The following is a 20,371-nucleotide window of genomic DNA, read 5'->3' as shown; positions in this document are numbered from 1 at the left end:
CGTCCTCCGGCCCGCACCTTCCCACAAACGCGTGAGATCAAACAGATTAAGTGCACCTTGAAATCCGACCCGCGAAGGGGTTGACGCAACCCGCACGAGATTTGTTGCGCGGACACGCGACGCGTTCTGTGGGCTGGGGTCAGCCGCCGGCGAAGGGCGGCAGGAACTCCACCGTGGTGCCGGGGTCGACGAGCACGTCGGCGGCGTCCTCGCTGCTCACCGGCCGATCCCCGAGCAGCACGGAGCAGACTCCGATCGTCCGGGCCACGTCAGGGCCGGGGTGAGCGGCCAGCACGCGGCGTACGACCTCGGCCAGACTGACCGGGGCCGGACACCTCGAAGACGTCCTCCGCCACCCCGGCCGCGGCCCCCGCCCGCCCAGTAGCGAGCCGTGACGGTCGTCTCAACCTCGCCACTTCGGTCGATAGGGGTGCTCATGAGCCCTATCCTTACGTATTCCACCATTGTGGGGAGGACTCATCATGGGCACCTTGTTGTTGCTGACCGGCGCACTGCAGCCGTCTGCCGAAGTGCTGCCCGCCCTCTCCCTGCTCGGCCACACGGTCAAGATCCTGCCGGCCGAGGGCAGCGCCCTGCTGGAGGCGCCCGACTCCGACCTCGTGCTCGTCGACGGTCGCCGGGAGCTCGCCCACGCCCGTGACCTGTGCCGGCTGATCCGCACCACCGGCAGCGACGTCCCCGTCCTGCTCGTCATCACCGAGGGCGGCTCGGCCGTCGTCGCCCACGACTGGGCGATGGACGACGTCGTGCTCCACACGTGTGGCCCGGCCGAGCTCGAGGGCCGCATCCGGCTCGCGATCGGCCGGCTCGCCGCCGAGCGTGAGGCAGCCGACCCGTCCTCGCACGTGATCCGCTCCGGTGAGGTGGTGGTCGACGATGCGACGTACACCGCGAAGATCAGCGGGCGTGCGCTCGACCTGACCTACAAGGAGTTCGAGCTCCTGAAGTACCTCGCGCAGCACCCCGGCCGGGTCTTCACCCGCCAGCAGCTGCTGCAGGAGGTCTGGGGCTACGACTACTTCGGCGGCACCCGCACCGTCGACGTCCACGTCCGGCGCCTGCGCGCCAAGCTCGGCCCGGAGAACGAGCACCTCATCGGGACCGTGCGCAACGTCGGCTACCGCTTCGTGCTGCCGTCCAAGGAGCAGGCGGGCGTCGACGCCACCGAGGCCGCCCGCTCCGACGCGTGAGGCTCACGCCTTCCGGCGATACATCACGTGCGTGTCCGCGTCGGCGTGCGCGAACCCGAGCTTTGTGTACGTCGATCGCGCGGCGTGGTTGTCGGCCTCGACGTACAACAGGACCTCCGAGACACCGAGCCCGGCGAGGTGATGGAGCCCTGCGAGGGTGAGCGCTCGGCCGAGCCCGCGGCCCCGGGCCTCGGGGGGCGATGCCGACGACATAGACCTCGCCGAGCGAGGCGGAGTGCTGCTTGGTCCAGTGGAAGCCGAGCATCCGGCCACCCTCGACGGCGACCGGGAGCCCGGCGGGATCGAACCACGGCTCGGCCATCCGGGCGGCGAGTCCGGCCTCGTCGAGCGCGCCCTGCTCGGGGTGGTGGGCGAATGCCTCGGCATTGACGCGCAGCAGCTCGTCGGTGTCGGCGGGGGTCCACGCGCGGATCGCCACGTCGCTGACAGGCGGCAAGGGGTCGTTCATCGAGCGCCGCATCACCCACAGGTCGCGGACCCGCTCAGAAACCGAAACGCTCGGCAAGGCGCGCTGCCGCGGGGTGACCGCCGTGCGACCACGCTCGGGCCGGGCCGTCGACGTCGCCCAGCCACGACGTGGCGAGGCCGCGACCACGGGCGGAGGGGGTGACGACGAGGTGCAGCTCCTCGCCGTGGGTCAGCGCGAAGCCGTCGTCGGTGACGACTCCGCTCCAGCCGGAGTCGCCCGCGCGCAGCGATAGCCGGGTCCCCTCGTCGAGTGGGTCGGCGCCGTCCACGTCCGTGGCGGCATCGGCGATGGTGCGGACGAGGTCGAGGTTCACCGCTGGGGCCGCACGTGCAGGCCCACCTCGGGATCGACGATGACCTCCTGCGCGGCGGGCATGCCTTCGACGGTGAGCACCGCATCGATGGGGACGTTGCGCTTGACCGGGGCCAGCGCGATCGGGCCGAGCTCGTGGTGGCGTGCGGACGTGCCGACGAAGCCGACCGCCTTCTCCCCGACCGTCACGTCCGAGCCCCGCACGGGCAGTCGGTTCTCCGAGCCGTCGAGGTGCAGCAGGGTCAGCCGCCGCGGCGGGCGACCGAGCGTGTGCACGCGCGCGACCGTCTCCCCGGCCGCGGTAGCAGCCCTTCTCGAGGTGCACGGCCGGACCGATCCAGCCGAGCTCGTTGGGGATCGAGCGGTGGTCGGTGTCGAGGCCGAGACGCGGCTCGCCCCGGGCGATCCGCAGCGCCTCGAAGGCCCACAGCCCGGCAGCCGGGCCGGCGGCCTCGGCGTAGGACTCGAGGCGGTCGCGGGGCACGAAGTCGTACGTCGCAGCGCGCCCGCTCGTCGGCGGGGCGCCACGCCACGGCTGTCTCTGGAGTGCTGAGGGTGACCTCGACGCGCATCATGAAGCGCATCCGGTCGAGGAAGTCGACCGGGGCACGGCCGGCGCCCGGCTCGGTGTGCGCCACGAAGGCCTCGCCGTCGTCGACGCCGCCGAAGGCGTGCTCGACATGGCCGTTGGGGCTGAGGATCAGCGACTCGGTCCAGACCCCGGGGGCGAGTCCCTCGAAGAACTGGGTGGTCAGGCTGTGCAGCCGGGTGAGGCGGTCAGGCCCCTCGACGCGAATCACGTCGCGGTGCGAGAGATCCACGAACCCGTCGCCGGACTCGAGGACCCGCTGCTCGCCGTTGAAGGAGCCGTAGTGGGCCGCGACCGGGGCGTCGATCCCATCGCCGCCGACGGCGCCGGGCAGGTGCAGCAGGGGGCTGGTCATGAAGACTCCAATTGATTGTCTGCGCTGTCGCAATTGATGCAGTTGCCGAAGATGGCGAGGTGGCCCGGGTCGACCGCGAAGCCGTGGTCGTCTCGCAGGGTCGCCACGAGGGCGGTGGCCACGTCTGGTTCAACGGATCGCACGCGCTGGCAATTCCGGCACACGAGGTGGAAGTGCTCCGGCTCGTTGGCGGAGTGGTAGGTCGGAGCGCGATCACTCAGGTGCGTGTGCCGCACGAGGCCGAGCTCCTCGAGCACCTCCAGCGTGCGGTAGACGGTCGACGCGTTGACGGCGCTCGCCTGCGTGCGCACCTGCGCCAGCACCTCGTCGACCGTCGCGTGCCCGAGCTCCTCGACGGCGCGCAGGATCAGCTGTCGCTGGGGAGTGAGGCGATAGCCGCTCCCCGCAGCCGATCGGCGAGCTCGTCGGCCACGTCAGGCTCGCTTCAGCCGGGCCCACGTGTGGGGCTGGAGCTCCTGCCCCATCGCCGCCATGTCGTAGGCGTAGAGCAGGTCGCCCTCCACGTTTCCGTACATCCGCGACCCCGCGTCGACGTGCTTGGCGGTCTCCGTGAAGGCCACCCCCGGCGGTGTGCAGCTCGACCTTGCCGGCGTCCGCGGCGCCGTACCAGACCTCGGCGAAGCCCGTGTTGTGCGCGAGCAGGAGCTCGAGCTTGCCGGGCTCGGGGCAGCGCAGGAAGCCGGACTCCATCGCGGCGTCGCGGACGAGCTCGCCCTCGGCGTCGACGATCCAGGCGCGCGCCATGTAGTGGAAGAAGGGCCGGCCGTCGTGGGTGAAGATCAGCTCCCGGCCGAACTCGAAGCCGTCGATGGTCGGGTAGTCCCCGTGCCCGTTGCCGCGCCAGTGCCGAGCAGCCGGGCGACGGGGGCGCAGTTGGGGTGCAGGTTGTCGGGGATCTCGAAGACCATGACGCTCACTCTAGGCTGTGGGAATGGCTCGCCCACTCGTCGTCAAGGTCACCTGCGGTTCCGAGGATGCGGAGCGCTGCAACCAAGCGTTCACGGTGGCCGCGGCCGCCACGGCGAGCGGCGCCGACGTGTCCCTGTGGCTGACCGGTGAGGCAGCCTGGTTCGGCGTCCCGGGCCGCGCCGAGGAGTTCTCGCTCGACCTTGCCACGCCCCCGGCCGACCTGCTCGCAGTGGTGGTCGCCGCAGGTCGCGTCACCGTGTGCACGCAGTGCGCGGCCCGGCGCGGCATCGTGGAGGGCGACCTTCGCGAAGGCGTCAGCATCGCCGGCGCCGCGGTCTTCGCCGAGGAGATCCCGGGCGACGGCGTGCAGGCGCTCGTCTACTGATCGAGCCGGTCGAAGACCTCGTCGAAGTACGGCGCCAGCGCCTCGACCCGCCGCGCGTCGAGGCGCGTGGTGTCCAGGTAGGACCCTGCGGAGCAGGTGAGGTGGTCACACAGGTGGGCCGTGAGATCGATCAGGGCACGTCATCCACGACCGTGCGCAACCACTGTGTGCTGTCGGCGACGAAGGCATCGGCAGCCGGCCGGTCGAGGGCGCACGCCATCACCCGCAGCAGGTGCGTGCGGCACTGGCCAGCACGGCCTCGACGGCCGGTTCCGCGCCGCCCGGGTAGGCCGGCCAGCGCGCCGCCGCGATCGTGACCACCCCACCTCCAGCACCGAGCGTGGCGACGTCGAGCGATGCCGGGTGGTTGACCACGACGCAGCTGGCCCACCTGTTCCAGCCGGGTGAGTCCTGCTCGAAGCCGCTCAGGAACTCCCACGCCCGTGCCCGGCTGAGCCCGAGCGGCGGGCAGTCCGGGTAGACCCGGGCCACCACGTTGACGTCCTGCTCGTCCGCCCGCTCGAGGACGGCCGGCAGGCCACCGCCGCGCTGCCGGCGCCGACGATCGACAGCACCAGCACCCCGACGACCGCGACCGCGAGCGTGGGTACGGCGCGGTCCGAGCGCTCCCGGATCGGCTGCTCGAGCAGGTGGTGGCTCAGGGCCGCGGGGATCAGCGCACCGAGGACGAGCAGCGTGATCGTCGCCTCGGACAGGGGCAGCGCCCCGAGCAAAGCGACGACACCGATGAGACCGATGACGGTCCGCAGGGCGAGCGATTTGCACCGGCCGCCGACGAGAGGCGAGCGCGACGCCGAAGCAGAACTCGAAGACCCGGAACGGCAGCAGGTAGGACGTGACCGGAGCGATCGACTCCGTGAGCTGCCCAGTCAGCACGAACGAGGCCAACCCGAGACCGATCGTGACGACCAGCCGGGCCGGGCGCGCTCGGTCAGGACGTTTCACCGCCTCAGTCTGCCAAGCCCGCCTTCAACGCGTCGGCGATCCGGGCAACCGCTCGCCCGGTCTCGCGCCCGACGCCGACCATGTTCAAGAACCCGTGGATCAAGCTGTCGAAACGGACCTGTTCCACCTCGACACCGGCCTCCGCGCAACCGCTCGGCATAGGCCTCCCCCTCGTCGCGCAGCGGGTCGAAGCCGGCAGTGACGACGAGGGCCGGGGCGAGGCCCGCGGGCAGGTCGGCGTACAACGGACTGACCCGCGGGTCCGTCCGAGTCCGGGCATCGGGGGCGTAGTTGGCGCGCGCCGGGGCGATGAACTCCGCGGTGAGGTAGAAGCCGCTGGCGAAGGTCTTGCGGCTCTGCGCCGCTCCGGTCGCGTCGGTCAGCGGGTAGACGAGCAGCTGGAAGGCGCACGGCCAGCCCTGCCGCGCCGCCTCGATCGCCACGCCGGCGGCCAAGTTGCCACCCGCGCTGTCGCCACCGACGGCGAGACGGGTGCGATCGGCTCCCCACTCGTCGGCCCTCTCCACGATCTCGGCATAGGCGCGGACGCATTCGTCGTACGCCGATGGGAACACCACCTCCGGCGACAGGGTGTAGTCCAGCGCGAGCACCCGGACCCCCGCGCGCTCGGCGAGGACCCGGCAGACGGCGTCGTGCGAGTCGAGGTCGCCGTAGATCCAGCCGCCGCCGTGGAAGAAGACCAGCATCGGCCCGACGGCCGGGGCACCCGTGGGCTCGTAGAGCCGGGCGGGGAGACCCGTGACCTTCTCGTCGCGGACGCGTCCGACGGGCTGGGTGCCGCCGACCGGGAGTGACTGCTTGAGCAGGGCGGTGCGTCCCTCGGGGATCGGCAACGACTCGACAGCAGGCTCGCGCGCCACCCGCTGGAGTCGCAGCAGCAGCTGGGTCTCGGTGGCCAGCGTCTGCCCGTCCAGCACCACCGGCCGACCGGCGAGCCTGCGTTGAATCCGCTCGGGAAGGGCCAGCAGTGACTTCGCGGTCAGGGCCTCGACCGTGTCGATGATCTTCACGCGAGCAACCTATGCGCACCGCGGTCGTCGGACACCTGCCGTTCACGATGCGGTGCCAGACTGGCGGGCATGTCCGAAGCAATCGTGGCCAGCACCACTCTTCCCAGCACCGTCGGCGCCTCCGTCGAGGACGGCCCCACCGCTGAGCCGTTCGGGCACCCCAGCGACACCTTCGACGTCGAGCCGCCCTATGTCCCGGACGCCGCCGAGATCGAGGCCGTGGAGAAGTACGACGACCGCTTCCTCGACCGCGAGCTCTCGTGGCTGCGGTTCAACCAGCGGGTGCTCGAGCTGGCCGAGAACCCAGCGCTGCCGCTGCTCGAGCGGGCCCGGTTCCCGGCGATCTTCGCGAGCAACCTCGACGAGTTCTTCATGGTCCGCGTGGCCGGCCTCAAGCGCCGGATCGCGGCCGGCGTCGCTGCATGCGCGCCGCCAGCGGGCTGTTGCCGCGCGATCAGCTGGAACAGCTCTGGGCCGGCAGCCGCGCCCTGATGGAGCGGCACGCGCGGGTGTTCAGCGAGCAGGTGATCCCCGAGCTGCGCGACCGGGGCATCGAGATCGTGCGGTGGTCCGAGCTGGACCGCGAGGAGCAGAAGATCTGCAAGAAGCTCTTCAAGGAGCGGATCTTCCCGGTGCTGACGCCGCTGGCCGTCGACCCCGCGCACCCCTTCCCCTACATCTCCGGCCTCTCGCTCAACCTCGCCGTCGTCGTGCGCCACCCGAAGACCGGCACCGAGCACTTCGCCCGGGTCAAGGTGCCGCAGACCTTCGGCCGCTTCGTGCCCGTCGGCAACCAACGCTTCGTGCCGCTCGAGGACGTCATCGGCGAGCACCTCAAGAAGCTCTTCCCCGGCATGGAGGTGCTGAAGGCACACACCTTCCGTGTCACCCGCAACGAGGACCTCGAGGTCGAGGAGGACGACGCGGAAAACCTCCTCAAGGCGCTCGAGAAGGAGCTGCTGCGGCGCAAGTTCGGGCCCCCGGTGCGACTTGAGGTCGAGGAGTCGATCGACCCCGAGGTGCTCGACCTCCCGGTCTCCGAGCTCGGCGTCACCCGCGAAGAGGTCTCGAAGCTGCCCGGGCCGCTCGACCTGCGCGGCCTGCACTCCATCGCCGACCTGCCGCGCGAGGACCTGAAGTACCCCACCTTCGTGCCCACGACCCACTCGCAGCTGGCCGAGGTCGAGTCGTCCAAGCCGGTCGACGTCTTCGAGTCCGTACGCCGAAACGACGTCCTGCTCCACCACCCCTATGACTCATTCGCGACCTCGGTCCAGCGCTTCGTCGAGCAGGCTGCCGCCGACCCGCACGTGCTGGCGATCAAGCAGACGCTCTACCGCACCTCGGGCGACAGCCCGATCATCGACGCCCTGATCGACGCCGCCGAGGCCGGCAAGCAGGTGCTGGTCATCGTCGAGATCAAGGCCCGCTTCGACGAGCAGGCCAACATCCGCTGGGCCCGCAAGCTCGAGCACGCCGGCTGCCACGTCGTCTACGGCTTGGTCGGCCTCAAGACCCACTGCAAGCTCTCGATGGTCGTGCGACGAACCCGACGGGATCCGTCGCTACACCCACATCGGCACCGGCAACTACAACCCCAAGACCGCGCGCCTCTACGAGGACCTCGGCCTGCTCACGGCCGACCCGCTCGTCGGCGAGGACGTCGCCCACCTGTTCAACAACCTCTCGGGGATCAGCCGCAACACGACGTACGACGGTCTGCTGGTCGCGCCCGACAGCGTGCGCGACGGCCTGATCGCCCAGATCCACGCCGAGGTCGCCAACCACCGGGCCGGACGTCCTTCCGGGATCCGGATCAAGGCCAACTCGATCGTCGACGAGGCGATCATCGACGCGCTCTACCTCGCCTCCCGGGCCGGCGTCCCCGTCGACCTGCTGGTACGCGGCATCTGCGCCCTGCGCCCGGGGGTGCCCGGCCTGTCCGAGACCATCCACGTGCGCTCGATCCTCGGGTCGGTTCCTCGAGCACAGCCGCGTCTTCTGGTTCGTCAACGACGGTGACCCGCTGGCCCGGATCGGCTCGGCCGACATGATGCACCGCAACCTCGACCGCCGTGTCGAGGTGCTGGTCCGGCTGCCCGAGGGGCCCAACGTGGCGGCCATCGGCGCGCTCCTCGATCTTGCGTTCAGCCCCGAGATCAGCGCGTGGGAGCTCGACAGCACCGGCGAGTGGCACCAGAACGAGGGTGATGTGCATCTCCGGGGAGAGGCTGATCGAGCTCCAGCGCAAGCGTCGGTAGCGGTTCGGCGTACGCCACGAGGGGTCGCTGGTTTGCGGCCTGAGGTCATCGACCCCCTAGCATGTGGACCGTTCACGCCCCCCTCATACGGAGTTCGCCGTGCGTTTGAAGTTCCGGCCCGTCGACGCGTCCTTCTACGACCTGTTCAGTGAGTCCGCAGCCCACCTCGTGGTGGGTTCACAGCTGCTCGCCGAGATGCTCGGTGATGGCGGTGACCGCGAGGCCATCGCCAAGCGGATGCGCGACGCAGAGCACGCCGCCGACGAGACCACCCACGCCATCGTCAAGCGCGTCAACAGCACGTTCGTGACGCCCTTCGACCGCGAGGACATCTACGCCCTCGCCTCGGCGCTCGACGACGTCATGGACGAGATGGACGAAGCCGTCGACCTCGTCCTGCTCTACGGCGTCACGACGCTGCCCGCCGAGACCTCCGAGCAGGTCGAGGTGCTGCAGCGCTGCGCCGAGCTCACCGTGGCCGCCATGCCCAGCCCGGCGACCATGAGCGCGCTCGACGAGTACTGGATCGAGATCAACCGCCTCGAGAACGCCGGCGACCGCAGCTACCGCCGCATCCCGGCCAACCTCTTCAACGGCGACTACAAGGCCATGGAAGTGATCAAGCTCAAGGACATCGTGGAGTCCCTCGGAAGGTGCCATCGACGCCTTCGAGAAGGTCATGAACATCCCGGAGCAGATCGCCGTCAAGGAGTCCTGACCCCTGATGGAAATCGCGATCATCATCGCGGTCGTCGTCGTGGCCCCGGTGTTCTGACTACACCAACGGGTTCCACGACGCGGCCAACGCGATCGCCACCTCGGTGTCCACGGGCGCACTGACCCCGAAGATCGCCCTCGCCATGGCGGCGATCATGAACTTCGTGGGCGCGTTCCTCGGCCAGAAGGTCGCCCACACCGTCTCCGACACCATCGATCCCGGCGTCGGCACCCACGGCTCGGTGATCGTGATGGCCGGCCTCGTCGGCGCCATCGCGTGGAACCTCACGACCCGGTACTACGGCCTCCCGTCGTCCTCCTCGCACGCCCTTATCGGCGGCCTCGTCGGCGCCGCGCTGGCTGCCGGCGCCACCGCGGACTGGGGCGTCGTGATCGAGAAGGTCGTCATTCCGATGTTGATCTCGCCCCTCGTGGCATTCGGCCTCGGCTTCGCGGTGATGCTCGGCATCATGTGGGCGTTCCGCAACGCCAACCCGTCCAAGGCCAACCGTGGATTCAAGATCGCCCAGACGATCTCCGCCGGCGCCATGGCCCCGGGCCACGGCCTCCGGGACGCCCAGAAGACGATGGGCGTGATCTTCCCGGCCCTGCTGACCGGCGGCTACGTCGCCGAGTCCGACGGACTCCCCCTGTGGGTCATCATGGCGGCAGCCACCGCGATCTCCCTCGGGACCTGGTCCGGCGGCTGGCGCATCATGCGCACCCTCGGCCGACGGATCATCCACCTCGACCCGCCACGCGGTTTTGCCGCCGAGTCGGTCGCCGCCTCCGTGCTCTACACGACGGCGTACGTGTTCGAGGCGCCCATCTCCACGACCCACACCATCACGTCGGCCGTCATGGGCGTCGGCGCCACCAAACGCCTCTCCGCCGTCCGCTGGGGCGTCGCCAAGTCGATCCTGACGGCCCGGGTGCTGACTTTCCCGGCCGCCGCCCTCGCTGCCGCCGTCACCTACTGGGTTGCTGCCCTCTTCCTCCCCTGACGTCGGGGGCCGGGTGGGCCTGACTCCCCCCGGGTCGGCGTAGTTAAGTGAGAGTTTGTCGTCCGCCAGAATCCGACAAGCTCGCACTTAACTACCCCGGAGTTGAGCGGCCGGCGATGTACGCCTCGGTGTCGGGGTTGTCCGGGCTCGCATGAACAACTTCTGCGTCGAGCTGAACTCCACCGGGCGACCGGGCTGGCCGGGGGCACTCACGTTGAAGAAGCCCGTCTCGTCGGAGATGCGTTCGGCCTGCTGCATGTCGTGGGTGACGAGCACGATCGTGTAGTCCGTCTTCAGCTCGAGGACCGGGTCCTCGATGGCAGCAGTGGAGACCGGGTCGAGGGACGAGCTCGGCTCGTCCATGAGCAGCACCTCGGGCTCGACGGCGATCCGCGCGCGATGCACAGGCGCTGCTGCTGGCCTCCCGAGAGAGCCGTGCTCGAACGGTCGAGGCGGTCCTTGACCTCGGTCCAGAGGTCCGCGCGCTTCAACGACTTCTCGACGATCGCGTCAGCCTCGGCCGTGGTCAGCTTCTTCGAGCCGAACCGGTAGCCCGCGAGCACGTTCTCGTGGACCGACATCGTCGGGAACGGGTTGGGACGTTGGAAGACCATCCCGATCTTGCGGCGTACGGCGACGGGGTCGACGTCGTCGCCGTACAACGACTGTCCGTCCACCATCACCTTGCCCTCGACTCGCGCGCCCGGGATCACCTCGTGCATCCGGTTCAGCGACCGCAGGAAGGTCGACTTGCCGCACCCGGAGGGGCCGATGAAGGCGGTGACAGACTTCGCCTTGACGGTCAGGTTGACGCCCTCGACCGCGAGGAAGTCGTCGTAGTAGAGGTTGAGGTCAGACACCTCCACGTCCCGGGCCATGGTCGCCATCATTGCTGACGCCCACGGCCGACCTGGATAGTCCGTGACAAACGGACCCCGCGGGAACCCCCGAACCGGGATCCGTTTGTCACGGACTACCCAAGCCAAACAGGCCGATCAGCCGAAGCGACCGGAGATGTAGTCCTCGGTGCGCTGGTCGCCGGGGTTGGAGAAGATCTTCGACGTCAGGTCGAACTCCACCAGCAGGCCCGTGCGGTTGCCCGTGGTCTCGTCGGGACGGGCGGTGAAGAAGGCCGTCCGGTCGGACACGCGCGCCGCCTGCTGCATGTTGTGCGTGACGACGACGATCGTGAAGTCCTCGCGCAGCTCCACCATCAGGTCCTCGACGCGCGGTGGCGATCGGGTCGAGCGAGGCGCACGGCTCGTCCATCAGGATCACGTCGGGTCGCGTGGCGATCGTCCGGGCGATGCACAGTCGCTGCTGCTGACCACCGGAGAGACCGAAGGCGGACTGCTTGAGCTTGTCCTTGACCTCGTCCCACAGGGCCGCGTCGCGCAGCGCCTTCTCGACCGGGTCGTCCATGTTGTCGACCTTCATGCCGGTGACCCGCGGGCCGTAGGCGATGTTGTCGTAGATCGACTTCGGGAACGGGTTGGGCTTCTGGAACACCATCCCGATGTGGGTGCGTACGGCGATCGGGTCGACGCCCTTCGCGTAGATGTCCATGTCGTGGTAGAGCACTTCGCCCTCGACGCGCTCCCGTGACCGGGTCGTTCATCCGGTTGAGGCAGCGCAGCACGGTTGACTTGCCGCAGCCCGAAGGGCCGATCATGGCGGTGATCTCGTTGCGACCGTAGGCCGGGTTGACGTCGTGCACGGCGTGGAAGTCGCCGTAGAAGACGTTGAGGTCACGTGCCTCCATGACCGGTGACTCCGGGACGGCGGACAGGATGCGGTCTGATTCGCCGTGCACGTCGGCAAGGCTACCCACATGGGCAGGCTGCTTGGCGCCACTTGCAGTCGCGGTGGCAGGGGATTGGCCATGGGTGTCCTCACCGGGATCGCTGGAACTTGTTTCGGATAAAGATGGCAAGTGCGTTGAGCCCGAGGATCATGACCAGCAGCACGATGATGGCAGCCGACGCGGCGTCCTTGTAAGCGTCCTGAGAGCTGGAGCTCAACCCGTAGATCTGGATGGGCAGAGCGGTGATCGGACTCATCACTCCTTCGGGATCGAACCGCAGCGAACTGGCGAGCCCGAGCATCACCAGTGGTGCGGCCTCGCCGATGGCACGCGAGAGCCCCGGGATGGTCCCGGTCGCGATGCCCGGTACGGCGGAGGGAAGAGTCTGACGCCACGTCGTCTGCCACGTGGTTGCTCCCGGGGCCAGCGATCCGTCGCGGATGTCTCTCGGTACGGCACGGACTGCTTCGCGAGTCGTGATGATGATGACCGGCAGGATCAGGAGGGCAAGCGCGATCGCCCTGCCCAGCACGATTCCCTTGCGCTGGATGCCCATGGAGGCCATCACCGCGACGGCCAGCAGGCCGTAGACGATCGTGGGCACGGCGGCAAGGTTCTGCAGGTTGACCTCGATGAGGCGGTTGTACCATCGCTGACCGTCGGCGAACTCCTCGAGGTAGAGCGCTGCCGCGATGCCCGGGGGAACGGCCATCACGGCCGTGAACAGCATCAGCCACAGGCTGCCGAGGATCCCGGCGCGGAACCCCGTGCGCTCGGGGAACAACGTGGAGTCGTAGCTCGTCAGCAGGTCGGCGTCGAAGCGGTGGGCGCCGGCGATCGCGGTGTCGACGATCAGGACCACCGGGACCATCACGCCGAAGAACAGCGAGAACCACAAGGCACCCGGGAAGACCATCGACCCCACGTTGCGGTCGCGGCTCTTGCCGGTCGCGATGCGGACGGTGGTGTCCTGCGCGGCGGTGGTGGCGATGCTCATCAGTATGCCTGCCTGTAGCGACGGACCAGCGCGATGCTGATGATGTTGATGACGAGGGTGATCACGAACAAGGTCAGTCCGACGGCGAACAGTGTGTTGTAGGACGTCGAGCCGACGGGGTTCTCGCCACCCGCGGTGCTGGCCATGAAGCCGGTCATGGTCTGCATGCCCTCCCGCGGGTCGAGGGACAAGTTCTTCTGCGAGCCGGCAGCGATCGTGACGATCATGGTCTCGCCGATGGCACGGGACAGCCCCAGCACGATAGCGGCTGCGACACCCGGACAACGCGGCCGGGAGCACGACACGCAGAGTGGTCTGCATCCGGTTGGCGCCCATGGCCAGCGAGCCCTGTCGCAACGCGTGTGGCACGGCGCTGAGCGCGTCCTCGGCCAGCGAGGCAATCGTCGGAATGATCATGACGCCGAGCACCGGGCCGGCCGAGAGCGCGTTGAGGAAGCTGACCTCGAGCCCGAAGAGATCCTGGAGCAGCGTGGGGGTCACGAACATGACGGCGAAGAAGCCGTAGACGACCGAGGGGACTCCCGCCGGGAGCTCGACGGTGGGCTTGAGGATCTTGCGCGCCCGTGCCGACGCATACTCCGAGAGATACATGGCTGCGCCGAGTCCGAGCGGTACGGCGACCAGCAGCGCGATCAAGGTGGTCATGAGCGTCGCCGAGATGAGAGGCAGCACCGCGAACCGCGACCCCTCCTCGAAGGAGAAGAACTCCGAGAAGGCCACCTCGCCGAAGAAGTCGATCACCGGCCGGATCAGGGCGGCGATGATCCCCGAACGTGATGACGATGGACAGCATCGCCGAGACGAAGAGAACCGACTTGATGACCGTTTCCCCGGGACGACTGCGTCCCCTCAGGTTGGGGGCGCCGGGCAGGCCCGTCCCGAAGGACGAGCCTGCACCGGTGCTGACGTTGCTGCTCATGCGAGGAAGGTACTCCCGGCGATCAGGAGGACAGACCCGCGAGGGCGGCCTGCGTTTCTGCGTAGGTCTCCTCGCTGGAGGGGATGAACTTCGCCGCCGTGACGATGGTCTCCGGGTTCTCGATGTAGAAGTCGACGTACTCCTTGACGGCCGCGTTGTCGGCGTACGACTTGTTGCTCACGTAGATGAAGAGCGGGCGCGAGAGCGGGGTGTACTCGCCGGCTCGGGCGGTCTCCGCCGACGGCTCGACGCAGCCGTTGCCGTCGTCGATGGCGAGAGCCTTCAGCGAGTCGGCGTTCTCCTCGTAGTACGTGTAGCCGAAGTAGCCCGTGGCGCCCTCGGTGCCGGAGACACCTACGGACCGGGACGTTGTCGTCCTCCGAGGACTCGTAGTCCTCGCGGGTGGTCTCGGACTCGTCGCCGATGACGTCCTCGGCCATGTAGCTGTAGGTGCCCGAGTCCGAGCCGGGCCCGAAGAGCGAGACCTCCTGGTCGGGGAAGCTCGGGTCGAGCTGGCTCCAGTTGGTGATCTTGGAGTTCGGCGCCCACAGCTCGACGAGCTGCTCGGTCGTGAGGCAGTCGACGGCGAGGTCGGGGGTGCACGACGACGGTCAGGGCGTCCGTGCCGACCTCGAGCTCGGTGAACTCAACTCCGTTCTCCTCGCACACCGGCACCTCCTCGTCGTCCTTGATCGGGCGGGAGGCGTCCGAGATGTCGGTCTCGCCGACGCAGAACTTCTCGAAGCCGCCACCGGTGCCGGACGCTGCAACCGTCACGCGCACGTCAGGGGTTCTCCTCGGAGAGGAGCTCCGAGGCGGCCTTGCTCATCGGCTCGACGGTGGAGGAACCGTCGACGGCAACCGAGCCGCTGGCGCCGGAGCCCTCGCTACCGGTGCCGCTGTCGGTGCCGGCGTCGCCGCCACCGCAGGCGGAGAGGGAGAGGACGAGTGCGGCCACGCCGGGAACGAGCGCGCGGCGGAAGGAAGTGCGGTTCACTTCGGAACTCCTGATGTCTGTGTGTGAAGCTGACATCGGCGAAGTTAGGCAGCGGAAGTGACTGTCTGCGTCGGCCTCGATGAACGGCCGGTGAACTGAAGAGGGCCGCTCGACCACAACCGCCCGAGGACGAGACGGCCGTCACATGAACAAGCCCGGTTTGCCTTGACGCGGGCTCTCCCGCGGGCGTAAGGCAGCCCTTCAGGCCTGCAGCCGGTCGGCTGCGACGACCGCACCCTTGCGGTGGTGGACCACCAGCATCTCGGCCGGTTCTAGCTTGACGTCCAACAGGCCGAGCGACTTCAGCACGACCGGCAGCACCGGCCGGTGGGTGCACAGCACCGCGCTGCAGTCGCCCGTCAGCAGTCCGGCCACCAAGGACTCGACCGCCGGCACGGAGACCCCCTCCTCGCTGAGCTCGTCGTAGGAGTGCAACGGCCAGCCGGTCGTGTGGACGTACGGCGTGACGGTGGCGACGCAGCGCACGCTGGACGACGAGTGGATCTCCGTCGTGTCGAACGCCGCCGGGACCGGGACGAGACGCTGCGCCTCGCTGTTGCCCGCCACCAGCAACGGGCGGCGCCGGTCGTCTCCCGCCCGGGCCCTGCGCGATCTTGCATGCCCGTGGCGCAGGACGACCGGGGCGCGGGTCTTGCGACGCAGCGACCGAGCCTCGGTCAGCGTGTCGACGTCGTGCTCATAGGTGAGACGCGTCGCCGCCTCGGCCCACGGCACCCAGACGACCTCGTCGATCTCGTCGTTGACGAGGTAGCCGCTCACGTCGTCGTCGCCCTGCACGCGACCGACCCAGTAGTTCACCGACTTCATCCGCCCACGACCCGTGTCGTACGCTGGGTCGACAGGGCCGGGCCGAGCCGGATGTCCAGTCCCGTCTCCTCGGCCACCTCGCGCACGGCAGCGGTCGTCACGTGCTCGTCGGGATCGAGCTTGCCCTTGGGGAAGGACCAGTCGTCGTAGCGGGGGCGGTGCACCAGCAGGACGTCGCCACCCTTGCGGGTGACGACGGCTCCAGCGGCACGCACGTCCGGGGCTGGCATGGGCGTTAGTCTCACACCATCAACCGCCCCGTGAGGAGTCCCCCCGTGCTTCGTCGTCTCCCCCGGGGTCTCGCGATCGCGCTCATCGCCGGCGTGGTCGTGCTGCTCGTCGTGGCCGTGCTGGGCGTCCGGTGGTGGCGAGACGCCCAGCGGTCCGATCTCGAGCGTGCGGTGTCCCTCGCGCCGGCGACGACGGAGCGACTCGCCCTGGACGGATTGGCAGGCAGTACGCCGTACGCTCGGCGCCGACCTCGGCACCCGACCGTCCACGGACGAGTTGACCGCGTTCCTCGACGAGGCCTTCGGCCGTGACCTGTCGACGTCCTCCGCCCCGGTCGAGTCGGCTCCGACGATGCAGCAGCAGTTCCGCTTCTCCCCCGCGACCCTCGACTGGGAGCTGTTCGCGCAGGGGCCCGACGGTGCCGTCGACATCCTCGGCTTCCCCGACGGCACCGACTTCGATGCGCTGGCGGACACGCTCGAGTCCCTCGGCTACACACGACCCGACGACGAGCAGGGCCTGTGGAAGGGCGGTGCCGACCTGCTCCCCCGGATCGGCACCGACCTGACGCCCGAGCTGCAGTTCATCGCGCTGCTGCCGGACGCCGGTGTCGTGCTCACCTCGGACACCCGGGGGCTACCTCGAGACCGCCGTCGATGCGGCCACCGGTGAGGCCGACCACCTCACATCCGTCGACGACGTGGTGTCGGCGGCCCGGTCACCACTGGTCGCCGCGGTCTTCACCGGCGACTACACCTGTGAACACCTCGCCATGGCCGCAGCCGACGAGACCGACCGGGCACTGGCCGCGGAGCTCGTCAGAACGAGCCGGTGGCGTGCACCCGATGACCGGGTTCGCGATGGCGACCCAGCCGGATGGTGGCATCAGCGTCAGCATGTCGTTCGAGTCCGAGGACAACGCCCGCCACGATGCCGACTCCGGGGGGCGGCCTCGCGGGCGGTCCGGCTCCCGGGCAGGGCGGTGACTTCACGGATCGCTTCGCGGTGACCTCGGCCACCGCCGAAGGCACGGTCGTGCAGCTCGACCTCGAGCCGGTCGCGGACCAGTACGTGCTGTCGGACCTGACGAGCGGGCCGGTCCTCTTCGCCACCTGCTGAGCAGGCGAGCGGGGTCAACTCTCGCGCGGACGCGGCAGCGGGACCTCGGAGGAGGGTGGCACGGGGGTCACACCGAGAAGGCGATCGATCTCTTCCCCGGGTGAGGTGCTCGTCGGACTCGCTGGCCGCGATGATCAAGGTGGTGGTGAGCTCGACCTCGCTGAGGAGGTCATCGTCCTCGAGGGTCACGTCGAACTGATCGTGCACAGCAGCACCTCCGATCAGCAGACGTTGAAGAGACACCATGCCCAATCGCACGGCCCTGAAACCAATTAGAACCCAGATTTTGCCTGACTAGGCCGAAGATGATCCGAACGGCAGCGAGGCCCCACCCAGATGGGTGGGGCCTCACTGTGTTTGAAGTCCGGGACAGGTGCTGTCCGGCTTCGCACGGTCAATCAGACAGAGTCTGATCAGACGGCGCGAACGTTCTCCGCCCGGGGGCCCTTGGGACCCCGGGTGACGTCGAACTCGACCTTCTGGTTCTCATCCAGCGACTTGTAGCCGTTGGACTGGATGGCGCTGTAGTGCACGAACACGTCGTCGCCGCCGTCCTCCTGCGCAATGAAGCCGAAACCCTTCTCGGCGTTGAACCACTTCACGGTGCCTTGAGCCATTGCTCTGTTACTCCTGTTATCGGGCGAAAGATCGTCACTTCAACGATCCCGCATCAAGTGCGGTGACACGTCGCTCCGACTCGCGGACTGGCAGGGCCCGAAGAAGAAACGCCGTTGGATCACAAACTCCGCTGGCGTCTACCATTTGGAACTTGCACCTGTTGCATGACACACACTATCAACTTCGGCCCCAATGGAAACCTCCAGAGCGCACCCAATCGAGGCACTGAGGTGAACTCTGGGTTCCGTGCGGGCTACGCCCACGTGACCTCCGCAGGCACGCGGCCGGGGAGTTCGTGCGTTCAGGTAGGCCCTGTCGGGCTCGGAACCGACGACCAGCGGATTAAAAGTCCGACGCTCTACCAACTGAGCTAAGGGCCCTCGAGCGCAGCCTATCGAGCGCCATCACCGTGCCGGCGAGGTGTCCGTAGGCTGCCGGCATGAGTAGCTACCGGGTGGACGACGCGACGCCCGAGGAGATCGAGGGCGAGCGGGCGACCTACGCACCGATCGCCGACGCGACCCGACGACTGGCCGACCTCAGCATCCGCTCACGTGCTTCCCCCGAGGACGCGGCCACGGCCCATGAGCACCTCGAGGCCGCACTCACCCTGCTGGGCAAGGACGTCGACGCCGAGCCGTACGGCGTTCGCTACTCCCGCAGCGGCGTGACCCGCGCGTGGGGCAACGCGGTGGTCGGTGTCCGCAACCCCATCGCGCCGCCACTGACCGTCGTCAGCGACGAGGACGGGGTGTCGGCGGAGTTCGAGCTGTCGGCGGCGTACGAAGGACCGCCCGGTCTCGTCCACGGAGGCGTCTCCGCCCTGATCCTCGACCAGCTGCTCGGCGAGGCGGCCGCGGCGGCCGGCAAGCCGGGCATGACGGGGACGCTGACGGTGCGCTACCGGCGCGCGACGCCGCTGGGTGCCCTGCGCGGTGAGGCGCACGTCGATCGGGTCGACGGCATCAAGACCTACGCCGTCGGGCACATCGCCGACGACGAAGGCGTCTGCGTCGAGGCTGAAGGGGTCTTCATCCTGCCCGGGTGGGCGCGCCGCGACCAGGGCCGCGCCGACGAAGTTCGAGTAGCGCTCAGCGCTGCTCGGACGGGACCCCGCGCGCACCGCTGTCGGTGAGGCGAGCCTCCTCGGCGGCCAGCAGCTCGAGCTCCCGGCGGCGACTCGTCTCCATCACCTCGCGCGCAGCGTCGTAGGCACCGGGCGCCGACACGAGGTCTGTGGCCCCCGACGCAGTCGCGCCAGCGCAGCCCGCGCGAAGATCTGCTGCTCGGTCGTGGTGCGCTCGGAGCGGCCACGGCCCGGGAACGAGATGAACCAGTGCAAGACCGCGGTGACGCGGTTCTTGAAGCCGGTGATGTAGACGAGGTGCACGGCCAGCCACATGAGCCGGGCGATCAGGCCCGTGAGCCGGAGCTTGCCGACCATCGCCACCGCGTTGAAGCGGCTGATGATGGCCATCGAGCCCTTGTCGAAGTACTTGAACGGCTCCCGGGGCGCCTTGTCGTCGAGCCTGCCGCGGATCTCCTTGGCGGCATACTTGGCGCCCCCGGATCGCGACCTGCGCGACACCCGGGAGGTTGTCGAGGGCGATCATGTCGCCGACGACGAAGACCTCGGGATGACCCGGGAGCGTGAGGTCGGGGTTGACGCCGATCCGGCCGGCCCGGTCGAGCGGGGCGCCCGTCTGCTCGGCGAGGGTCTTGCCGAGCGAGCTGGCCCGGACACCGGCGGCCCAGATCTTGGTGACCGTGTTGATGCGCTCGACGCGCCCGTCCTTGAACTTCATCTCGATGCCGCGCTCGTCGACCTCGGTCACCATCGCGCCGAGGATGACCTCGACACCGAGCTTCTCGAGCTCACCCTTGGCCTTCGTTCCGAGCTTCTGGCCGAAGGGCGGCAGCACCTGCGGCGCCGCGTCGAGCAGGATCACCCGGGCGGTGCGGGTGTTGATGGCGCGGAAGTCGCGCTTCAGCGTGCGGTGGGCGAGCTCGGCGATCTGGCCGGCCATCTCCACACCCGTCGGTCCGGCACCGACGACCACGAACGTCAGCAGGTGATCGACGTTGTCGCCACGGTTGGCGCCGAGCTCGGCCATCTCGAAGGCGCCGAAGATGCGGCCCCGGAGCTCCAGGGGCGTCGTCGATGCTCTTCATGCCGGGGGCGTGCTCGGCGAAGTGGTCGTTGCCGAAGTAGGACTGGGTGGCACCGGCCGCGACGATCAGCGAGTCGTAGGGCGTCACCGTCTCGCGGCCCAGCACGTGGCTGGTCACCGTGCGTGCCGCGAGGTCGACGTCGGTGACCTCACCGAGCAGCACGCGCGTTGTCCCGGCCGCTGAGGACCTCACGGGTGGGCGGCGCGATCTCGCCCTCGCTGAGGATGCCGGTCGCGACCCGGTAGAGCAGCGGCTGGAAGAGGTGGTGCGTCGTCTTCGCGAGCATCGTCACCTCGACGGGCGCACGACGCAGCGCCTTGGTGCCGAAGAGGCCACCGAAGCCGGAACCGATCACGACCACCTTGTGGCGAGTGGGTGCCTGGACGCTCGACATGTCAATCCTCTCGAAGCCGC

General features: G+C 68.9%; 27 protein-coding genes, 1 tRNA gene and 5 pseudogenes. 8 read left to right on the top strand and 25 right to left on the bottom strand.

All coding sequences use genetic code 11. The features are described from left to right. Window positions 1–139: 139 nt before the first annotated feature. Window positions 140–295: a hypothetical protein gene (locus LP418_RS14990; protein WP_257952668.1), complete on the bottom strand. Its 156-nt coding sequence runs from the start codon at window positions 293–295 to the stop codon at window positions 140–142. A gap of 187 nt (window positions 296–482) precedes the next feature. Between LP418_RS14990 and LP418_RS14985 the strand changes: the two genes are divergently transcribed. Then, entirely contained in the window at window positions 483–1,211 is a 729-nt protein-coding gene (locus tag LP418_RS14985) for a winged helix-turn-helix transcriptional regulator (RefSeq protein WP_257952667.1), read from the top strand. Between the two features lie 3 nt (window positions 1,212–1,214). Here LP418_RS14985 and LP418_RS14980 read toward each other — a convergent pair whose 3' ends face one another. From LP418_RS14980 to LP418_RS30945, 8 genes and pseudogenes are all read right to left on the bottom strand, one after another. After that, window positions 1,215–1,424 (bottom strand): GNAT family N-acetyltransferase, encoded by a 210-nt coding sequence (locus LP418_RS14980; RefSeq protein WP_257952666.1) that lies wholly within the window; start codon window positions 1,422–1,424, stop codon window positions 1,215–1,217. A gap of 290 nt (window positions 1,425–1,714) precedes the next feature. Continuing rightward, window positions 1,715–2,014 carry a hypothetical protein gene (locus LP418_RS14975; protein WP_257952665.1) on the bottom strand — a complete coding sequence of 100 codons (300 nt, stop codon included), beginning with the start codon at window positions 2,012–2,014 and terminating at the stop codon, window positions 1,715–1,717. Next, window positions 2,011–2,289 (bottom strand): hypothetical protein, encoded by a 279-nt coding sequence (locus LP418_RS30960; RefSeq protein WP_336275728.1) that lies wholly within the window; start codon window positions 2,287–2,289, stop codon window positions 2,011–2,013. Before LP418_RS30960 ends, LP418_RS14975 begins: the two co-directional genes overlap by 4 nt. Further along, a complete protein-coding gene (locus LP418_RS14970) occupies window positions 2,256–2,957 on the bottom strand; it encodes a hypothetical protein (RefSeq protein ID WP_336275727.1) in 702 nt (233 codons plus the stop codon). Before LP418_RS14970 ends, LP418_RS30960 begins: the two co-directional genes overlap by 34 nt. Then, window positions 2,954–3,322: a Fur family transcriptional regulator gene (locus tag LP418_RS14965; RefSeq protein WP_257957053.1), complete on the bottom strand. Its 369-nt coding sequence runs from the start codon at window positions 3,320–3,322 to the stop codon at window positions 2,954–2,956. Before LP418_RS14965 ends, LP418_RS14970 begins: the two co-directional genes overlap by 4 nt. Before the next feature lie 69 nt (window positions 3,323–3,391). Further along, window positions 3,392–3,493 (bottom strand): heme-binding beta-barrel domain-containing protein, encoded by a 102-nt coding sequence (locus LP418_RS30955; protein WP_336276082.1) that lies wholly within the window; start codon window positions 3,491–3,493, stop codon window positions 3,392–3,394. A gap of 112 nt (window positions 3,494–3,605) precedes the next feature. Further along, a pseudogene (locus LP418_RS30950) lies at window positions 3,606–3,788 on the bottom strand (FABP family protein); the annotation flags it as partial. Then, entirely contained in the window at window positions 3,758–3,886 is a 129-nt protein-coding gene (locus LP418_RS30945; protein WP_336275726.1) for a hypothetical protein, read from the bottom strand. The pseudogene LP418_RS30950 and the gene LP418_RS30945, both read right to left, overlap by 31 nt. A gap of 23 nt (window positions 3,887–3,909) precedes the next feature. Between LP418_RS30945 and LP418_RS14955 the strand changes: the two genes are divergently transcribed. Then, on the top strand, window positions 3,910–4,272 hold the full coding sequence (locus LP418_RS14955) for a DsrE family protein (RefSeq protein WP_257952664.1): 363 nt from the start codon (window positions 3,910–3,912) through the stop codon (window positions 4,270–4,272). A gap of 219 nt (window positions 4,273–4,491) precedes the next feature. Here the strand turns inward: LP418_RS14955 and LP418_RS14950 are convergent, their stop codons facing one another. Both LP418_RS14950 and LP418_RS14945 read right to left on the bottom strand, forming a co-directional pair. Then, a complete protein-coding gene (locus LP418_RS14950) occupies window positions 4,492–5,238 on the bottom strand; it encodes a hypothetical protein (RefSeq protein ID WP_257952663.1) in 747 nt (248 codons plus the stop codon). Further along, window positions 5,235–6,269 (bottom strand): alpha/beta hydrolase, encoded by a 1,035-nt coding sequence (locus LP418_RS14945; RefSeq protein WP_257952662.1) that lies wholly within the window; start codon window positions 6,267–6,269, stop codon window positions 5,235–5,237. Before LP418_RS14945 ends, LP418_RS14950 begins: the two co-directional genes overlap by 4 nt. 210 nt (window positions 6,270–6,479) lie before the next feature. Here LP418_RS14945 and LP418_RS14940 point away from each other — a divergent pair. From LP418_RS14940 to LP418_RS14930, 3 genes and pseudogenes are all read left to right on the top strand, one after another. Continuing rightward, window positions 6,480–8,445 (top strand): annotated as a pseudogene (locus LP418_RS14940) (RNA degradosome polyphosphate kinase); the annotation flags it as partial. Between the two features lie 184 nt (window positions 8,446–8,629). Continuing rightward, window positions 8,630–9,370, top strand: a complete 741-nt coding sequence (locus LP418_RS14935) for a DUF47 domain-containing protein (RefSeq protein WP_442939914.1) — start codon at window positions 8,630–8,632, stop codon at window positions 9,368–9,370. Next, window positions 9,352–10,251 (top strand): inorganic phosphate transporter, encoded by a 900-nt coding sequence (locus LP418_RS14930; protein ID WP_442939913.1) that lies wholly within the window; start codon window positions 9,352–9,354, stop codon window positions 10,249–10,251. The genes LP418_RS14935 and LP418_RS14930 overlap by 19 nt, the downstream gene beginning before the upstream one ends. Window positions 10,252–10,342: 91 nt before the next feature. Here the strand turns inward: LP418_RS14930 and LP418_RS14925 are convergent. From LP418_RS14925 to LP418_RS14890, 8 genes and pseudogenes are all read right to left on the bottom strand, one after another. Next, window positions 10,343–11,129: pseudogene (locus LP418_RS14925) on the bottom strand (phosphate ABC transporter ATP-binding protein). A 117-nt stretch (window positions 11,130–11,246) separates the two neighbouring features. Beyond that, window positions 11,247–12,013: pseudogene (gene pstB, locus LP418_RS14920) on the bottom strand (phosphate ABC transporter ATP-binding protein PstB). 130 nt (window positions 12,014–12,143) lie between these two features. Then, window positions 12,144–13,814, bottom strand: a complete 1,671-nt coding sequence (pstA, locus tag LP418_RS14915; RefSeq protein WP_257952661.1) for a phosphate ABC transporter permease PstA — start codon at window positions 13,812–13,814, stop codon at window positions 12,144–12,146. Window positions 13,815–14,014: 200 nt separating this feature from the next. Beyond that, window positions 14,015–14,329: pseudogene (locus LP418_RS30940) on the bottom strand (substrate-binding domain-containing protein); the annotation flags it as partial. Between the two features lie 17 nt (window positions 14,330–14,346). After that, a complete protein-coding gene (locus tag LP418_RS14905; RefSeq protein ID WP_257952659.1) occupies window positions 14,347–14,775 on the bottom strand; it encodes a substrate-binding domain-containing protein in 429 nt (142 codons plus the stop codon). A gap of 1 nt (window position 14,776) precedes the next feature. Further along, window positions 14,777–14,989, bottom strand: coding sequence for a hypothetical protein (locus LP418_RS14900; protein ID WP_257952658.1), 213 nt, complete (start codon window positions 14,987–14,989; stop codon window positions 14,777–14,779). Window positions 14,990–15,190: 201 nt separating this feature from the next. After that, entirely contained in the window at window positions 15,191–15,808 is a 618-nt protein-coding gene (locus LP418_RS14895; RefSeq protein WP_257952657.1) for a histidine phosphatase family protein, read from the bottom strand. A gap of 5 nt (window positions 15,809–15,813) precedes the next feature. Further along, window positions 15,814–16,047, bottom strand: coding sequence for an NUDIX hydrolase (locus LP418_RS14890; protein ID WP_257952656.1), 234 nt, complete (start codon window positions 16,045–16,047; stop codon window positions 15,814–15,816). Between the two features lie 45 nt (window positions 16,048–16,092). Between LP418_RS14890 and LP418_RS14885 the strand changes: the two genes are divergently transcribed. Together LP418_RS14885 and LP418_RS14880 are read left to right on the top strand one after the other, a co-directional pair. Continuing rightward, a complete protein-coding gene (locus LP418_RS14885; protein ID WP_257952655.1) occupies window positions 16,093–16,359 on the top strand; it encodes a hypothetical protein in 267 nt (88 codons plus the stop codon). Next, the gene (locus LP418_RS14880; protein ID WP_257952654.1) at window positions 16,325–16,720 is read left to right on the top strand and encodes a hypothetical protein; all 396 of its coding nucleotides are present in this window, start codon (window positions 16,325–16,327) and stop codon (window positions 16,718–16,720) included. Before LP418_RS14885 ends, LP418_RS14880 begins: the two co-directional genes overlap by 35 nt. A 46-nt stretch (window positions 16,721–16,766) precedes the next feature. Here the strand turns inward: LP418_RS14880 and LP418_RS14875 are convergent, their stop codons facing one another. The 4 genes from LP418_RS14875 to LP418_RS14860 form a co-directional block, all read right to left on the bottom strand. Further along, window positions 16,767–16,946: a hypothetical protein gene (locus LP418_RS14875; RefSeq protein WP_257952653.1), complete on the bottom strand. Its 180-nt coding sequence runs from the start codon at window positions 16,944–16,946 to the stop codon at window positions 16,767–16,769. Then, window positions 16,940–17,374: a hypothetical protein gene (locus tag LP418_RS14870; RefSeq protein ID WP_257952652.1), complete on the bottom strand. Its 435-nt coding sequence runs from the start codon at window positions 17,372–17,374 to the stop codon at window positions 16,940–16,942. Before LP418_RS14870 ends, LP418_RS14875 begins: the two co-directional genes overlap by 7 nt. A gap of 206 nt (window positions 17,375–17,580) precedes the next feature. Next, window positions 17,581–17,784 carry a cold-shock protein gene (locus tag LP418_RS14865; RefSeq protein ID WP_257952651.1) on the bottom strand — a complete coding sequence of 68 codons (204 nt, stop codon included), beginning with the start codon at window positions 17,782–17,784 and terminating at the stop codon, window positions 17,581–17,583. A 307-nt stretch (window positions 17,785–18,091) separates the two neighbouring features. Further along, window positions 18,092–18,165: transfer RNA gene (locus LP418_RS14860), tRNA-Lys, on the bottom strand. Window positions 18,166–18,224: 59 nt separating this feature from the next. Between LP418_RS14860 and LP418_RS14855 the strand changes: the two genes are divergently transcribed. Next, window positions 18,225–18,920: a PaaI family thioesterase gene (locus tag LP418_RS14855; RefSeq protein WP_257952650.1), complete on the top strand. Its 696-nt coding sequence runs from the start codon at window positions 18,225–18,227 to the stop codon at window positions 18,918–18,920. On the opposite strand, the gene LP418_RS14850 is transcribed toward LP418_RS14855, so the two are convergent. Beyond that, window positions 18,877–19,812 carry an NAD(P)/FAD-dependent oxidoreductase gene (locus tag LP418_RS14850; RefSeq protein ID WP_257952649.1) on the bottom strand — a complete coding sequence of 312 codons (936 nt, stop codon included), beginning with the start codon at window positions 19,810–19,812 and terminating at the stop codon, window positions 18,877–18,879. The two genes, LP418_RS14855 and LP418_RS14850, sit on opposite strands and share 44 nt — an antisense overlap. Before the next feature lie 293 nt (window positions 19,813–20,105). Then, on the bottom strand, window positions 20,106–20,351 hold the full coding sequence (locus LP418_RS14845) for an FAD-dependent oxidoreductase (protein ID WP_257952648.1): 246 nt from the start codon (window positions 20,349–20,351) through the stop codon (window positions 20,106–20,108). Between the last annotated feature and the right edge of the window lie 20 nt (window positions 20,352–20,371).

The organism is Nocardioides sp. B-3 (assembly GCF_024703895.1).
GTDB lineage: Bacteria > Actinomycetota > Actinomycetes > Propionibacteriales > Nocardioidaceae > Nocardioides.
The sequence above is the reverse complement of the archived record's forward strand: the minus strand, read 5'-3'. Positions and strand labels throughout refer to the sequence as shown.

What these genes read in the sequence shown, in the direction of transcription:
- LP418_RS14970 (WP_336275727.1), bottom strand. Translation starts at nt 2,957, where the DNA reads ATGACCAGCCCCCTGCTGCACCTGCCCGGCGCCGTCGGCGGCGATGGG.
- LP418_RS30955 (WP_336276082.1), bottom strand. Translation starts at nt 3,493, where the DNA reads ATGTACGGAAACGTGGAGGGCGACCTGCTCTACGCCTACGACATGGCG.
- LP418_RS14855 (WP_257952650.1), top strand. Translation starts at nt 18,225, where the DNA reads ATGAGTAGCTACCGGGTGGACGACGCGACGCCCGAGGAGATCGAGGGC.
- LP418_RS14955 (WP_257952664.1), top strand. Translation starts at nt 3,910, where the DNA reads ATGGCTCGCCCACTCGTCGTCAAGGTCACCTGCGGTTCCGAGGATGCG.
- LP418_RS30945 (WP_336275726.1), bottom strand. Translation starts at nt 3,886, where the DNA reads ATGGTCTTCGAGATCCCCGACAACCTGCACCCCAACTGCGCCCCCGTC.
- LP418_RS14845 (WP_257952648.1), bottom strand. Translation starts at nt 20,351, where the DNA reads ATGTCGAGCGTCCAGGCACCCACTCGCCACAAGGTGGTCGTGATCGGT.
- LP418_RS14985 (WP_257952667.1), top strand. Translation starts at nt 483, where the DNA reads ATGGGCACCTTGTTGTTGCTGACCGGCGCACTGCAGCCGTCTGCCGAA.
- LP418_RS14850 (WP_257952649.1), bottom strand. Translation starts at nt 19,812, where the DNA reads ATGGCCGGCCAGATCGCCGAGCTCGCCCACCGCACGCTGAAGCGCGAC.
- LP418_RS14890 (WP_257952656.1), bottom strand. Translation starts at nt 16,047, where the DNA reads ATGCCAGCCCCGGACGTGCGTGCCGCTGGAGCCGTCGTCACCCGCAAG.
- LP418_RS14875 (WP_257952653.1), bottom strand. Translation starts at nt 16,946, where the DNA reads ATGCTGACGCTGATGCCACCATCCGGCTGGGTCGCCATCGCGAACCCG.
- LP418_RS14865 (WP_257952651.1), bottom strand. Translation starts at nt 17,784, where the DNA reads ATGGCTCAAGGCACCGTGAAGTGGTTCAACGCCGAGAAGGGTTTCGGC.
- LP418_RS14980 (WP_257952666.1), bottom strand. Translation starts at nt 1,424, where the DNA reads ATGTCGTCGGCATCGCCCCCCGAGGCCCGGGGCCGCGGGCTCGGCCGA.